Annotated in this window: 9 protein-coding genes; 2 read left to right on the forward strand and 7 right to left on the reverse strand. The window is 62.5% G+C overall.

What is annotated here, in order from left to right:
- Positions 1-66: 66 nt before the first annotated feature.
- The 4 genes from ASE36_RS10260 to ASE36_RS10275 all read right to left on the reverse strand — a co-directional run bounded on the left by ASE36_RS10260 (position 67) and on the right by ASE36_RS10275 (position 9,763).
- Positions 67-3,780 (reverse strand): AsmA family protein, encoded by a 3,714-nt coding sequence (locus ASE36_RS10260; RefSeq protein WP_062281216.1) that lies wholly within the window; start codon positions 3,778-3,780, stop codon positions 67-69.
- A gap of 72 nt (positions 3,781-3,852) precedes the next feature.
- On the reverse strand, positions 3,853-5,262 hold the full coding sequence (locus ASE36_RS10265; RefSeq protein ID WP_062278913.1) for an FAD-binding oxidoreductase: 1,410 nt from the start codon (positions 5,260-5,262) through the stop codon (positions 3,853-3,855).
- 122 nt (positions 5,263-5,384) lie between these two features.
- Positions 5,385-8,534 (reverse strand): efflux RND transporter permease subunit, encoded by a 3,150-nt coding sequence (locus ASE36_RS10270; RefSeq protein ID WP_062278915.1) that lies wholly within the window; start codon positions 8,532-8,534, stop codon positions 5,385-5,387.
- Entirely contained in the window at positions 8,531-9,763 is a 1,233-nt protein-coding gene (locus tag ASE36_RS10275; protein WP_062278917.1) for an efflux RND transporter periplasmic adaptor subunit, read from the reverse strand. Before ASE36_RS10275 ends, ASE36_RS10270 begins: the two co-directional genes overlap by 4 nt.
- A 260-nt stretch (positions 9,764-10,023) precedes the next feature.
- On the opposite strand from ASE36_RS10275, the gene ASE36_RS10280 reads away from it, so the two are divergent.
- A complete protein-coding gene (locus ASE36_RS10280) occupies positions 10,024-12,489 on the forward strand; it encodes an ATP-dependent helicase (protein ID WP_062278919.1) in 2,466 nt (821 codons plus the stop codon).
- Between the two features lie 48 nt (positions 12,490-12,537).
- Here ASE36_RS10280 and ASE36_RS10285 read toward each other — a convergent pair whose 3' ends face one another.
- A complete protein-coding gene (locus ASE36_RS10285; protein WP_062278922.1) occupies positions 12,538-13,140 on the reverse strand; it encodes a thymidine kinase in 603 nt (200 codons plus the stop codon).
- Positions 13,141-13,263: 123 nt separating this feature from the next.
- Positions 13,264-14,169 carry a LysR family transcriptional regulator gene (locus ASE36_RS22575; protein ID WP_162244212.1) on the reverse strand — a complete coding sequence of 302 codons (906 nt, stop codon included), beginning with the start codon at positions 14,167-14,169 and terminating at the stop codon, positions 13,264-13,266.
- 138 nt (positions 14,170-14,307) lie between these two features.
- On the opposite strand from ASE36_RS22575, the gene ASE36_RS10295 reads away from it, so the two are divergent.
- A complete protein-coding gene (locus tag ASE36_RS10295) occupies positions 14,308-14,925 on the forward strand; it encodes a cupin domain-containing protein (RefSeq protein ID WP_062278926.1) in 618 nt (205 codons plus the stop codon).
- A 2-nt stretch (positions 14,926-14,927) separates the two neighbouring features.
- On the opposite strand, the gene ASE36_RS10300 is transcribed toward ASE36_RS10295, so the two are convergent.
- Complete coding sequence (locus ASE36_RS10300) at positions 14,928-15,206, reverse strand: DUF6074 family protein (RefSeq protein ID WP_062278928.1); 279 nt, start codon at positions 15,204-15,206, stop codon at positions 14,928-14,930.
- Between the last annotated feature and the right edge of the window lie 141 nt (positions 15,207-15,347).

Consider the following 15,347-nt stretch of genomic DNA (forward strand, 5'->3'; position numbering starts at 1 on the left):
CCCTGTACAGGGACCGTCATTGCGAACGTGTTACGAAACTGCACACCCGCAGATCCTACGGGTGATTTATTGTACGCCTGGCAGGTCATCGAATTTCATGCTTGGGAGCGGCTGACGCACCACGCGTTCCTCTGAAGGCACAGGCAAGAGTGGCGCCTCCGGGACACTCTCCGTCGTCGTTGCCGAGGGCTCCGCCGCGCCCGCCTCCGCCGGAGCGGCCTCAAGCGTTTGCCGCTGCTCCTGCAGCAGGCGCTCTGCTTCAGCCCGCTGCCGTGCCTCTTCTTCGGCACGGACCCGACGTTCGGCATTCGCCCGTGCAAGCGCTGCCTCCCGCCGCAATCTCTGCTTCTCCAGCACGCTCGACTGCAACGCCTCGACACGGCGACGTTCTTTCTCGAAAGCGCGCAGCGAGAGGAAATTAGTAAGCTCCGTCACATCCACCACCCGCTCCGGTGAAAGGGCATCGCCCTGCAACAGCAGTCGGAAATTCGGTGCAGCCCCATCCAGCGCAAGATCGCCGGGCGAAAGCGCAACGCCGATTTCGCCGTCCACCACACCCTGCTCCAGATCGAGCCGTGCTGTGCCATCGAGTTTCGCGGCACCTGTCTCGGTAACGGCATTCTGGACGCGCAAGGTATGATCCGAGAGCGCAAAGGGGAGTTTCAGCCCCTGGACCACCGTTTCCCCACCGGACAGAAGTTCCGTCGTCATCGCCCGGACCTTGTCCTGGTCGAGCTCGGTACCGAGCGCATCTGCCTGCTCAATGAGAAGGGGAAGGATGGCGAGATCCAGGTTCCCGACCTTCAGCTGCTGCAATCTCATTTCGCCCGATCCGCTCGCATTTCCAATCAGTTCGGCCGCACTCTTGCCGCCACCCTCACCGACAAAGGTGAGGTCGAAGGGACCAGACAGAACATCGGAGGCATCGAGACCACGCTCGATGCGCAAGGCGTTCAGACTGCGCTTGAGGTCGGCTCCCTTGAGATCGAGGCGTGACTGCAGGAAGCCATTGCCGTCGCTATTGGCGAGCGACAGCCGCCCCGCCATCGCCCCGCCGAGCCAGGAACCCTTAACCTCGTCAAGCGTCAGCTCTCCCGCCTTGGCGGCAAGCTTAGCCGAAACATCCGTCATCGCCTCCCCGATCTCCGGCCAGACCTGCTTTGCCTTGAGATCCAGATCGAGATCGGCCGTAACAGCGCTTTTGGCAAGAGGCGCGGCAACGAGAACACCCGTAGCCGGATCGTGCACGGGCCCGAGCATGGTCTCGGCCAGCCATTCAAGGTCGAGGCTGTCCAGCGAGACGGAGCCCTTGGCAACCGGAACGGCTCCGCGCAGATCCACCGTTCCCGCCACGTTCACCGCCTGTCCCGCAATCGTAGAGGTCAGCTTGTCGACCGTCACCTGGCCGTCCGCCACACCGAGAGACGCCTGCGCATCAAGTGCGACGCCCGCCTCGATGGAAGGTAGCCCCGCGCCGAGCGCCATCAGGTAGGGGCCCGCATCCGCGCTTTTGAGAGAGACGTCCCAGGCACCATCCAGGAGGCGCGGACCGTCGACAGCTGTCAGCTGTCCAGTCGCGGCCAGTGTCGAGCGGGCGCCGTCAAAACGGATTTCCGTCTCCGCTGTGCGGGCATCCTTGCCTTTCAAAGTCAGGCTGAGCCTGCCGCCTTCGCCGATCGGCCAGGGCAGTGGCGCAAGGCCCGCCTGCCCCATCAGCACCTGTGCCTCCTCGTTTTCCAGGCTCACGTCAATGCTGCGGCCGGCACCCGATGCGAGCGCCATAATATCCGGTGCCGCAAGTGCAAAGGTCGCGCGGCTGCCGTTCGTCCGGCCGCCGCCGTTGATGCGCACGCCGTCATCCTTGTTCAGGACGAGATCTGCGGTCATGTCCGTCTCGGCAAACCAGTCTGCGCTCTCCGCAAGGCGGGCGAGCACGGGCCGCCCGGCAAAGCGCTCGTTCAGCAATGCCAGAAACGCCGTCGGGTCTTCCGAGCGCAGCGATATCCGGCCCTCGCCATTGAAGACCCCGGCCTCCAAAGCCATCGACCCGGTGATGCCGATCGAGGCACCTGCGACATCGCCGACATTCAGACGCTCGATCGAGAGCCTGTCACCCTGGTAGCTGACGATGCTATCCACATCGCGCAGATCAATTCCCGAGGCCGCAAGCCTGTCGATCTTCAGCCGCGCCGCCACACGCTCCGCCAGCAGGTTGCGCTCGGCATCCTCGCCGATGACAAGCGCTGCGATTGCGCGCGCCGCATCCAGATCGAGCCCTGCACCGGAAAGCTCCACAGACAGATTGGGCGCAGCACCAGACGGCGATTCGCGTTCCAGCCGGCCCTTCAGCGGTTCGTCGCCAACGGCGACTTCCAGCTTTTCGAAACGCTGCAATTCCGGTGTCAGATTGACGGTCGCTGAAAAGCCCGCCGATCGTAACTGCCGAATTGCCGGATCGACCTTGCCGGAAATCCAGGTTGCAAGCCCGGACGGCTGCGTCGATGCAACGAGCAGGTTGCCTTCGAATGAAGGACTACCGATCAGAGCGAGCCGCCCGCTCGCCTCAACCTGCGTGCGGCCCGGAAGCACCGCAACGGCGCGATCGATCGTCCAGCCAGTTCCAGCCGGCTGCACATCGAGCTGGATGTCGCGAAAGACGGTGTCACCGGCGACAATCGCCGGCAATTTCAGGGTGGCGCGGCCAGGCACGTTGGGAACGGGAATTTTTGCCGCCGTCTGCATGAGGAGCGCGAGCCGCTGCTGAAGCGAAACCGCACCGTTGCGCGCCGTCTTTGCCGCTCGACTGCCATCGGCCGCAAGCCGGTTGACGTCCACCTGCTGCCCTTCCGCTGTCAGCAAAAACTCCGGCTTGGCGCCGGTATCGAGCTTGGCCTCGCCGGTGATGACGTAAGGATCGGCCACATCTCCCAGTTCCAGCCGATAGGATGGAACCGTGACGCTCTCATTGGTCAGTTCGAAGGCGCCGCGCAGTCTGGGCCCCGGGACGGTGGCCTCCCCATTAGCTGAAGAGGCTTCAGCCTCAGCCACCTTCCACGTCGACAGGAATTGGCCCTTGTAAATCGGCCGCCCCTCCGAGAGCGCAAGCTCCCCCTCCAGCGAGACGTCGAAGGGCCGCGCATCCGGTTCGATCCTCAGCCGGATCGGCAGGGCATCATTGGTACTTTCGGAGCTGGTGAGGGCAAAGCCACCGACCTCCCCATCAAGCGACGCGCGTCCGGAGACCGACCAGGGGCCGGCAAGGGTCCGGGCCGAAACATCGGCGTCGAGGTCAGACAGGATACGGTTGCGACCGGATTGCTCGTCGATGAATTCGATATGACCTCCGGTCACCGAGACCTTTTCAAGAATGACTGTCCGCGCCGGGATGGTTGGGCGGCTGCCGCGCAACCAGTCCAGGGTACCGTCGGCCAGAAGCCGTATCCGGGCCTTGGGCTGCTCGATCCGCATGTCGAAGATACGCGCTTCGCCCGACAGGAAGGGCGCGAGCTCGGCATCGAGGGAGAAGCGGGCAACCGTCACCAGCGGCGATCCATCGACATCGGTGCCGACGGTCACGTCTTCCATCGTCACCGACGGAAAGGGCAGGATGCGGGCGCTGACCGCTCCATGCACGACGACTTTCTTGCCGAGCAACTGGCTGGCGCGGTCCTCGAAATCCTGCCGAAAATTGGTCCAGTCGACGAAGAACGGCGCGAGCAGGGCGGAAAACAGCGCCACCACCAGAAGACCGCCAAGCGTAACCAGTATGCGTCCGAGCACCAATGCCACTCCCTTGATTTCGGCCGCAGGGTAACCCAATTCGCCGTGGTAGCAAGCCGTAAGGTCTTGTAGTCAGACGCGAAAAATCTTGCCCGGATTGAACAGGTCGTGCGGATCGAGGCTCGCCTTGATCGCCCGCATGACGGGAAGAGCAGAGGCCAGTTCCTGGGTCAGATAACTGATCTTGCCCTGACCAATTCCATGTTCCCCGGTGCAGGTCCCGTCCATGGCCAACGCCCGCCCATTCAGCCGCTCGAGAAAGGCCTCGGCCTGCGCAACGCCCTTCGGATCCTTGTCATCGAACAGCAGAAGGACATGAAAATTTCCGTCGCCGGCATGGCCGACGATCGGTGCCAGGAAGCCCTGTTCCTGGATATCCGCCTGGGTTTCAGCCACGCATTCCGCGAGCCGCGAGATCGGCACGCAGACATCGGTCGAGAGTGCCGCAAGTTCCGGCGCCAACGCACGGCTCGCCCAATAGGCGTTGTGCCGTGCCTTCCACAGCTGCGCGCGCTCCTCGGCATTCGCCGTGAACTGGAAGGCATCGGCGCCGAATTCGGCAGCGATCTCGGCAAACTGCTGAGATTGCAGCGCGACCGTCTCTTCCGTCCCGTGAAACTCGACGAAAAGTGTCGGCCGCTCGGGATAAGAGAGCTTCGAATAGGCGTTGCAGGCGCGGATCTGCATCTCGTCGAGCAATTCGATGCGGGCAACCGGAATACCCATCTGGATGGTCATGATGACGGCATTGCAGGCATCTTCCAGCGTCGGAAAAGCGCAGACGCCGCCGCCGATCTTGGCCGGAATGCCCTGCAGCCGGAGCGTGATCGAGGTAATCAGCCCGAGCGTGCCTTCCGAACCAACGAAGAGCCGGGTGAGATCGTAACCGGCCGACGACTTACGCGCCCTGTGTGCGGTCCGGATCTCCTCACCATCTGCCGTAACGACGGTCAACGCCAGCACATTGTCCTTCATCGTCCCGTAGCGCACCGCATTGGTGCCCGAGGCGCGGGTTGCGGTCATGCCGCCGAGCGAGGCATTGGCGCCGGGATCGATGGGAAAGAAAAGCCCCGTATCGCGCAGATAGGTGTTGAGGTCTTCCCGGGTCACACCCGGCTCCACCGTACAATCGAGGTCCTCGGCATTGACCTGCAGAATGCGGTTCATCCGGCTGAAATCAATGGAGATGCCGCCGGACGGCGCATTGACCTGCCCTTCCAGTGACGATCCCGTTCCGAAGGCGATGATCGGTACGCGATGGGCGGCACAAATCCGCACCACCTCCTGGACATCGGCTGTCTGCTCGACGAACACGACGCCGTCGGGCAGCTGCGACGGCAGATAGGTCGTGGTGTGGCTGTGCTGCTCGCGAAACGACTGCCCTGTCTGAAAGCGATCCCCGAAGCGCTGCTTGAGGATCGGCAGGGCGCTCGCGATCCCCTCTTCGTTGCGCGTGCCGTCGATCACATCCTTGCGAGCCATTCCGTCGCCTCCCGTATTTGCAAACCCGACGCCACCTGCGAGGCATCGTCCCTGCTATGGGATAGGCGGATTTCATTGTCCAGCGGCAGAAACGCCACGCCGCTTTAAACGAGGTGCCTCTGTTATTCAGCGGCTATCCGAGGCGCTTCTCCCGGATCATTCGCACCCTTCAGATTGGCGTCATCGAGCTCGCGCTTCAGCCGAGCCTCTTCATGGGCATGCGGCTTGGAGAAGCGGGCGAGCAACAGATAGGCGACCGGCGTGATGTAGAGCGTCACCAGTGTCGCAAAGCCAAGCCCGCCGACGATCACCCAGCCAAGCGCGATACGCGCCTCGGCGCCCGCCCCCTGTGCGAGAAGCAGCGGAAACCCACCCAGCACGGTCGCGATCATGGTCATCATCACGGGTCGCAGGCGGATCGCGCAGGCATTCTCGATCGCCTCGCGCACGCTCTGCCCGCGATCACGCAACTGGTTGGCAAATTCGACGATGAGGATGCCGTTCTTCGCCATGACCCCGACGAGCAGCACAAGGCCGATCTGGCTGTAGACGTTGAGCGTCGAGCCGGTGATGACGAGCGCAAAGACGGCACAGGCCAGCCCAAGCGGCACCGTTGCCATGATGATCAGGCCGGAGATCACACTCTCGAACTGCGCTGCGAGTACCAGAAAGATAATCGCGATCGCAAAGCCGAAGGTGAGCGCCATGCCATAGGAGTTCTCCTGAAGCGTCGCAGCTTCAGCAAGAGGCACCAGTCGCGACCCCGGCGGCAGGAGCGGCTCGGCGATCGCCTTGACGGCGCTCACCGCATCGCCCAGCGCCACACCGTCATTGAGGCCTGCGGAGAACGATACGGATGCCAGCTGCTGCTCCCGGTTCAACTGCGGAGCGACCGCCCTCTCCTCAAGCGACGCGATCGTCGACATCGGAACGACGCGGCCATCAGAGGTCGTGAGGAAGATGCTTTCGAGATCGGTCGGATCATTGATCGGCTGAGTGCTTGACACCAGACGCACCGGGATCGAATTGCCGTCGATGAAGACATCCGTGACCGAACGCCCTTCGAGCAGCGCCTGTAGCGAGGTGCCGATCGCATTGATGTCCACACCAAGATCCGATGCGCGCTCCCGGTCGATGGTCACCGAGATCTGCGCCTGGGTCGGTTCATTGTCGAGGCGCGGCGTCTGCAGCAGAGGCGAGTTGCGCATCTGATCGACGATCTGGATCGCCGCTTCCGTCAGCTTCTCATGGCTGCTGCCGACAATCGCCATCTGCAGCCCACTGCCGGCACCACGGATGCGCAGACTGTTCGACTGGAAGACGTTGCCCCGCAACGCCGGCACCTTGGCCGCCGCAGCATTGACGTCCTGGACGATCTGGTCCTGTGTGCGGGTACGCTCGTCCCAGGGCGCAAGTGTCATCACCATGAAGGCACTGTTCGACGAGCCCTGACCGGAAATCGAGAAGATGCTGCGGATCTCGCCACTGTCGACAAGGGATTTCAGATTTTCCTCCACCCGCTGAACCTGATCGCGGGTATAAGCGAGGCTCGATCCTTGCGGCGTCGAAAGCCGCATCATCACCATCGAGCGGTCCTCGCGCGGCGTCAGCTCGCTTCGGATCGTGGTGAAGGTGGCATAGGCGGCGGCTGAGAACATCGTGGCGACCACGACCACAATCAGCGGATTACGCAGGCAGGCCCCAAGGCTGCGGCGGTAGCCGGATGAGAACCGCTTTCCGAAGCTTCCAAGGATCCCACGATTTTCATCCTTCGCCTGGCCCAGCATGCGCGATGCCATCATCGGACACAGTGTCAGGGCGGTGACCGAAGACAGGAGCACGGCAAAGGCGAGCACGAAGCCGAACTCGCGAAACAGGCCACCGAGCTGTCCCGGAAGGAAAGAGAGCGGCACGAAGACGGCGGCAAGTGTTGCCGTCGTCGCGAGAACGGCGAAGAACACCTCCTGGGTACCGAGCACGGCAGCAGCCCGCGGCCCCATGCCCTCGGCACGGCGGCGTACGATGTTTTCGAGCACCACGATGGCGTCGTCGACCACCAGACCGGTCGCAAGAACGATGGCCAGCAGCGTGAGGATGTTGATCGAGAAGCCGACCAGATAGATGGCCGCCAAGGTCCCGATCAGCGCCACCGGCATGGTGAGCGCCGGGATAAGCGTTGCCCGCCAGTCGCGCAGGAAGAGGAAAAGCACCACGAGAACGATGGCCGCCGACAGTGACAGCGCGATTTCAACTTCGTGCAACGCGCCTTGAATGAACACCGCATCATCACTGCTGATGACGATCCGAGTGCCTTCCGGCAAGACGTCCTTCAGGCCGTCGACCGCCGCATGCACGCCGCTCGAAATGCTGAGCGTATTCGACTGTGCCTGGCGGATGATGCCAAGACCGACGCCGGCAACGCCATTCGACCTGAGGGCCGTCGTGCCATCATCGGGCCCGAGCGTGACGGTCGCAACATCGCGCAGCCGGACATTGCTGCCGATCAGGACATTCTCGAAATCCTCGACCGAGGTCAGGCTCGCGGTCGCGCGGACGACGATGTCCTGCGTCAGCGATTCGAGCGAGCCGGCGGGCACATCGAGTGAAGCGCTCTGCAGCGCCGTCGAAAGATTGGCGACCGTCAGCCCCCGGCTGGCAAGGGCCGCCTGGTTGACGTCTATACGGAAGACTTTTTCCTGGTCGCCATAGATCTCGACATCCGCGACGCCGTCGACGGCGGCCAGGCGGTCGGAGATCTCGTTTTCGACCAGCAGCGTCAGGTCTTCCATCGACAGCGTCGTGGACGTGACCGCGAGCCGCATGATCGGCTGCGAATCGGAATCCGCCTTCACGATGCGCGGTTCATCGACATCGTCAGGCAATTGATTGCGCACCCGGCCAAGTGCATCACGCACATCATTGGCGGCAACGGCCAGATCGACGCTGTCAGAAAACTCGAGCGTCGTGCGGCTGGAGCCGAACTGCGAACGAGACGACAGCGACTTCAGACCGCTGACGCGCGCGACCGCGCCTTCGATGACCCTCGTGACCTCTTGGTCCATGGTCTGGGCAGACGCTCCGTCATAATCGGTGCTGACCGTAATGACGGGCTGGTCGACATCAGGCAGTTCGCGCACTTCGATGCCGGCCAGTGCCGCAAGACCGGCAACGACCAGAAGTGTATTGAGGACCGCCGCCAGCACCGGCCGGCGCACGAAAAGGGCGGTAAAATTGCGGCCCGACTGTTCGGGAGGCGTCTCGGTCGCGCTCATCGTGTCGCCACCTCCGGCGCCTTGGCTTGATCCGCATTGGCAACCTCGACGGCCCCGCCCTCACGCACGCGCTGCAGCCCCTCGATCGCCACCACGTCGCCTTCTTTCAGCGCAGCGTCGATCAGCACCTGATCGGAATTGCGCTGGATAATGCGAACACGCGTCTTCACGGACTTGTTGTCGACGATCTGCCAGACGAACGACCCCTGCCCGTCCCACTGCACAGCCAGCGGGTTCACGGCCGGATACCGATCTCCGGGAAAAGCCATGGTGACGGAAAAAGACATTCCCGCTCGCAGCACGTCATCCGGATTGTCGATCCGCGCCCGCACCTTGATGGTGCGGCTTGCCTGATCGACGCGGTTGTCAACGGCATCAATTTTGCCGGTGAAGCGCTGGCCGGGACGTGCAACCGACGATGCCTCGACCGGCATGCCGGGCTTGACCGCGACCGCAAAGCGCTCCGGCGCCCAGAAGTCCACGAGCAGCTGCGCGCGGTTGTCGAGCGACACGATAGCGCTGCTATTCGTAACATTGTCGCCGACACTGACCGCGATGATGCCGATCACCCCGTCAATCGGCGCCACGATGTCGCGCCGCTTCAGGTTCAGCTCTGCGGTACGCACCTGCAGTTCCGCCTGCTCTTTCGCGATCTGCGCATCGAGCACGTCGAGCCGGGAGAAACTCTTCAGATTGTTGTAGGATTCGGCACGCTCGGTCGCGCTGCGCAAGGCAACGACCGCCTGATCCCGCAGGATCACCTGCTCGTCCCTGTCGAGCCTGGCGATCACATCGCCTTTTTTCATCGTTTGACCGGAGGTCACCAGGATTTCCTCGATCGTGCCCGATGCCTGCGGCATCACGGTGACCGCATCGACAGCCTCGCCGTTCCCGATGGCGTTCAGCCGATCATTGACCACGGCCGTTTCAACCGGCTGGGTCGCAACGAGGATATTCTGGTCTCCGCGACCACCGCCGCCCCGACGCCCCTGGCCTTGACCTTGACCTTGACCTTGACCTTGAGCCTGTCCCTGCCCCGCTCCGCGTTCGCCTGCCGGCGCCCCGTCACCGGCTCCGTCCGCTCCGCCAGCCGAAATCAGCGCCACCAGGCCTTTCGGCACGCCCATCTGGACGAGGCTCTGACCTGCGCCGGGCGATATATAGACCCAGGCACAAAGTCCGAGAAACATCAGCGCAACACTGATGGTGAGTTGCTTCCAAAGCGGCATGCAGGGCTCCAGATGAAAAACTTGAAAATAACGAGAACGGAGTATGGCGCTCAGATTGTGTCTGGCAATGGCCACACGGCAAGCTTACTGATTTGTAACCTCACGCAAATTCACGCCCGCGTGATCGTTGTGCCTGCCGGCCGTCCCGCGTCGGCAAATTCTTCGCACAATGGCCAAAACCGGTGATGAACGGGACATGCGGGAATAAAACCAGAACGCCGTCACTGGCCTTTCAATCCCGAATCACTACATTGAGCCGCATGACTAACGGTTTTGACGATATTCCCTTCTTCGACGAGGAGCCTGCGCCGCGCAAGCCGGCTGCGGCGCCCGCAGCACCGACGACTGGCGGACTGGGCATTGCCGCCCGCGCCATGGCCGCCCGTGGTCAGGCGAGCGCGCCCGATTACCTGACGGGCCTCAACCCGGAACAGCGCGAGGCCGTCGAGACCGTCGATGGTCCGGTTCTCGTGCTCGCCGGCGCCGGCACCGGCAAGACACGCGTGTTGACCACCCGCATTGCACATATCCTTGCCACCAACCGCGCGTATCCCAGCCAGATCCTCGCCGTGACCTTCACCAACAAGGCCGCCCGCGAGATGAAGGAACGCATCGGCCATCTGGTAGGCGGCGCCGTCGAGGGCATGCCCTGGCTCGGCACCTTCCACTCGATCGGCGTGAAGCTCCTGAGACGGCATGCCGAACTGGTCGGCCTTTCCTCGGATTTCACCATCCTCGACACCGACGACGTGGTGCGCCTGATCAAGCAGATCATTCAGGCGGAAGGGCTGGACGACAAGCGCTGGCCGGCCAAGCAGTTCGCCCAGATGATCGACGGCTGGAAGAACAAGGGCCTGGATCCCGCGCAGATTCCGGAAGGCGACGCCCGCGCCTTTGCCAATGGCAAGGGCCGCGAACTCTACGTCGCCTACCAGAATCGTCTGAAGACGCTGAATGCTTGCGATTTCGGCGATCTGCTCCTGCATCCGATCCGCATGTTCCGCGCCAATCCGGACGTGCTCAAAGAATATCACCAGCGCTTCAAATACGTGCTTGTCGACGAGTATCAGGACACCAACACAGCCCAGTATATGTGGCTGCGCCTGCTCGCCCAGCGCCCGCAGGGCGTACCCCAGAATGTCTGCTGCGTCGGCGACGATGACCAGTCGATCTATGGCTGGCGCGGCGCGGAAGTGGACAACATCCTGCGCTTCGAAAAGGATTTTCCCGGCGCCAAGGTGATCAAGCTAGAGCGCAATTACCGGTCCACCGAACATATCCTTGGTGCGGCCGGCCATCTCATCGCTCATAACGAAGGCCGTCTCGGCAAGACCCTCTTTACCGACCGCGTCGATCCCAACGACGACAAGGTCGTGGTGCATGCCGCCTGGGATTCGGAAGAAGAGGCCCGCGCCGTCGGCGAGGAAATCGAGCAGCTGCAGCGAAACAAGCATCCGCTCAACAACATGGCGATCCTGGTCCGCGCCTCCTTCCAGATGCGCGAATTCGAAGATCGTTTCGTCACACTTGGCCTCAACTACCGTGTCATCGGCGGCCCGCGCTTCTACGAGCGCATGGAAATTCGCGATGCCATGGCTTACTTCCGCCTGATCTGTCAGCCGGCCGACGATCTCGCCTTCGAGCGCATCGTCAACACGCCGAAGCGCGGCCTCGGCGACACGACGATCCGTGCCCTGCACGATTACGCCCGAGCCCGCGATATCCCGATGCTCGCGGCAGCGGCCGACATCATCGAAACGGACGAGCTGAAGCCGAAGGCCCGCAAGGCCCTCTTCGACGTGGTCATGATGTTCCGCCGCTGGAGCGAACTGCTGGAAAATACGCCCCATACGGAGCTTGCCGAGCAGGTTCTCGAAGAGTCCGGCTATACCGACATGTGGAAGAACGACAAGTCGGCGGAAGCGCCGGGTCGTCTCGACAACCTGAAGGAACTCGTTCGCTCCATGGAAGCCTTCGAGAGCCTGCGCGGCTTCCTCGAACATGTCTCGCTGGTCATGGATGTCGAGCAGAACGAGAACCTGGATGCCGTCTCGATCATGACGCTGCATTCAGCCAAGGGCCTGGAATTCGAAACCGTCTTCCTGCCCGGCTGGGAAGAAGGCCTGTTCCCCCACCAGCGCGCGCTCGATGAAGGCGGCCGCTCCGGCCTCGAGGAAGAGCGCCGCCTCGCCTATGTCGGGATTACCCGCGCCAAGCGGCGCTGCCACCTGTGGTTCGTCTCAAACCGCCGCATCCACGGCCTCTGGCAGTCGACCATGCCCTCGCGCTTCCTCGATGAGCTGCCGCCGGCCCATGTCGAAGTGGCGGAAGCCGAGACCTCCTATGGCGGCTACGGTCGCAACCCCTATGGCCAGTCCCGCTTCGACAAGCAGGAGCCGTTCCAGAACAACTATACCACGCCCGGCTGGAAGCGCGCCCAGGCCAATAAGACAGACGCCACCCGGGACAACTGGGGCAATCGCTCCGGTCATTCCGTCGAGCGCATCGGTTATGGCGAAAGCGGCCCCAAGGCCCGCACGATCGACGGCGAACTGGTGGCGAAATCGACGAGCACGGAGCCATCCCGCTACTCGGTCGGCGACCGCGTCTTCCACATCAAGTTCGGCAACGGGAACATCGCCTCCATCGAAGGCAACAAGCTGACGATCGATTTCGATCGCGCCGGCCAGAAGCGGGTGCTGGACGGTTTTGTCGAGAAGGCTTGAGCTTCAAGGGTATGTGTAACGGTCTCGAAGCCGCCGGGGCTTCGAGACTTATTCCGCGGCGATACCGCACTCTTCCACAGAAAAGGCCATCTGCCAGTGCCGGCGGCACAGTGGCATATAGGTCTCATTGCCGCCGATCATGACCTGCGCTCCGTCCTTGAGCGCCTTGCCATCGGCGCCCAGCCGCACGACCATGGTCGCCTTGCGGCCGCAATGGCAGATCGAGCGTGCCTCGGTCAGTTCATCGGCAATGGCGAGCAGCCCCTTTGAACCGGGAAACAGCTCTCCGCGGAAATCCGTCCTGAGGCCGTAGGCCATGACCGGCAGGTCGAGCACATCGACGATGCGCGACAGCTGCCAGACCTGTTCTGAGGTGAGAAACTGCGCCTCATCAACGAAGACGCAGGAGAGCGGCGCCTTTTCATGATCCGCCTTGATCACGGTGAAAAGATCGTCTTCCGGCCCGAAAGCCTCCGCTTCTGCCTTCAGACCGATCCGCGAACCGATCCAGCCCTTGCCGACCCTGTTGTCGATCGCGCTGATCAGGGTCGCGACCCGCATGCCGCGCTCCTGGTAGTTATAGGCCGCCTGCAGGAGAAGCGTCGATTTGCCAGCATTCATGGTGGCATAGATGAAATGTAGCTTGGCCAAATCGTCGCTGCTTCAAATTGGAGTGTGCCGGGATGAAGGTTCTTGTAGGAAGGCCGCGCCGGCAAGGCAAGCAGGCGGGAGCTTTGCCAACAGACAAGAATCGCTGACGCCAATCGATCCCGCTCAAACGTCAGAAGGTGTGGACATCATCGCTTTGATGAGCGCCCGGGTTGTGTCCATCACCGCGCGGATGCGCGGCAGATGACGCAAGCGCTCATGGGTTACCAGCCAGACCTCGGCAGCCGGCGGCACCGGTGGGCGAAAACAAAGGACAAGCTCGGGATCGCGCGACCCGATGAATTCGGAGCACAGGCCGACGCCGACGCCATTGCGCACGCTGCTGAACACGGCGGGTACGGAATTGTGCCGCAGAAGCGTCTGCTCTGCCGGAAAATGCGCCCGCACCCAATCAAGGATCGCCCTGCCCCGCACATGGCTGTCGATCCCGATCAGAGCATGGCCAGCGAGCTCCTCGACACTACGGGGGCTACCGTGGCGCTGGCTATAGCTTCGCGAGCAATACAGGCTCCAGTAATCCTCAAAGAGTTTGACCCCGACCAGATCGGGATGTGTCGGAGCCGGCGCTGCCCGAAGCGCAATATCGGCTTCACCCGTTGCAAGATCGCGCAGGATGTTGCTGGTATCCACCTCCAGCCGGATACCGGGATGCGCCTCCCTCAGCCGTTCGATCAGATGCGGCAAAACGACGGTGGCGATCACCTCATTAGTCGTGAACCGAACGGTGCCGCTGACCGCGCGCCCCAGGCTGGAAACGGCGGCAGAAAACCCGTCGACTGCCTTTCGCACAGCTTCTGCCGGAGCGAGCAAAGCGCCGCCAGCCTCCGTCAGGGCATAGCCGGTTCGCCGCTTGTCGAAAAGCTCCACCTGAATGGATGCCTCCAGCGCAGCGATCCTGCGGGACACCGTGCTCTGGCTGACCCCGAGCAGCCGCGAGGCCGCCAGGGTCGATCCGGTCTCTGCGACCGCCAACAAGTATCGCAGGTCATCGAAGTTCATCGGTGCGGTCACGTTATGCAAATCCGGTGAATGCAGCGGCAAAAACGGTGTTTGAACTAGAAACGACGGAAACTTACACGGCTTTCCACCGCCCGTGAACAGTCTTCCCGGGCTGAAAATGTCAGCAAACCGAACCCCATGGAGGTCCCCATGAGCGAGACGCTCGTCCCGGCCGGCACCCGCATTCTGAATGCCTACAACAATGAAACCTTCGTCTTCACTCAGCCTTGCGACGAAACAAGCATCACCCACTTCGACGTCGTGCTCGGCCAAGGTGGGTCGGGTGGCGGCAATGCGGTGGAGCATATTCACCCGCATTCCGACGAGATCTTCACCGTCCATAGCGGCCGCGTCATGGTGATGATCGACGGTCGGGAGCATTATGCCAAAGAAGGGCAATCAGTGACGGTGCCGAAGGGCGCCCGCCACTTCTTTCGCAACGACTTCGACGGCGAGACGCACCTGACGGTAACGTTTACCACCGCCCAGCAGCATCTGCGGTTCTTTCTCAATCTGGCGCGCTGGACGTCGGAAGAGCCGCGCTATTTCAAGGCCGACGGCGCGGTGAAGCTGCTGCCTGTCGCACTGGCACTTCACGCTTTCCGGGATCACCTCTACATCGCCGGACCGCCGATCGCGGTGCAGAAGCTGCTCTTTACCATTCTTTCGCCTCTCGCCCGATTGTTCGGCTACCGTCTGGCGGTCAAGCCGCGTGCCGGCTTGGCGGCTTCAGTCGAGCAGGAAATTCCGTTCGCACAGAACCTCTGAGGTCAGCCCTGCGCCGCTTCCTCGCGATGCAGCCACATCAGTTCGATCTGAACGGCTGCCTGGAAATCCATGATCTCGGCGCGCATCTCGTCTTCCGGGCATCCGAGCGCCAGGAGTTCGTTTCCAAGGCTGCGGCAGGTGGTCTTCCAGAATTCGTTGGCGGCATAGCCGTTGAGGCGGTCGAGTTCGACAGCCGATCGGCGGACCAGGTCCCGGCGGTTCGCAAGCGGAAAGAAGGCGATGGTCGGGGTGGTCTGGCCGGTCATGGCTTGGCTACTCATGCGAAACATCCTCACGTTACAAGACGTGTGTAGAATCACATGGTTAATGTTCCGTTTCGGCGCTACGGGGATCCTTGGAACCTGCCTGAAAACGGAACACCCCCTGCCTTGCGGCAGAGGGTGTTCAAGAGCTTTGCGTGC

Source organism: Rhizobium sp. Root274, assembly GCF_001429245.1.
GTDB lineage: Bacteria > Pseudomonadota > Alphaproteobacteria > Rhizobiales > Rhizobiaceae > Allorhizobium.

What these genes read in the sequence shown, in the direction of transcription:
- ASE36_RS10300 (WP_062278928.1), bottom strand. Translation starts at nt 15,206, where the DNA reads ATGAGTAGCCAAGCCATGACCGGCCAGACCACCCCGACCATCGCCTTC.
- ASE36_RS10270 (WP_062278915.1), bottom strand. Translation starts at nt 8,534, where the DNA reads ATGAGCGCGACCGAGACGCCTCCCGAACAGTCGGGCCGCAATTTTACC.
- ASE36_RS10265 (WP_062278913.1), bottom strand. Translation starts at nt 5,262, where the DNA reads ATGGCTCGCAAGGATGTGATCGACGGCACGCGCAACGAAGAGGGGATC.
- ASE36_RS10275 (WP_062278917.1), bottom strand. Translation starts at nt 9,763, where the DNA reads ATGCCGCTTTGGAAGCAACTCACCATCAGTGTTGCGCTGATGTTTCTC.
- ASE36_RS10295 (WP_062278926.1), top strand. Translation starts at nt 14,308, where the DNA reads ATGAGCGAGACGCTCGTCCCGGCCGGCACCCGCATTCTGAATGCCTAC.
- ASE36_RS10280 (WP_062278919.1), top strand. Translation starts at nt 10,024, where the DNA reads ATGACTAACGGTTTTGACGATATTCCCTTCTTCGACGAGGAGCCTGCG.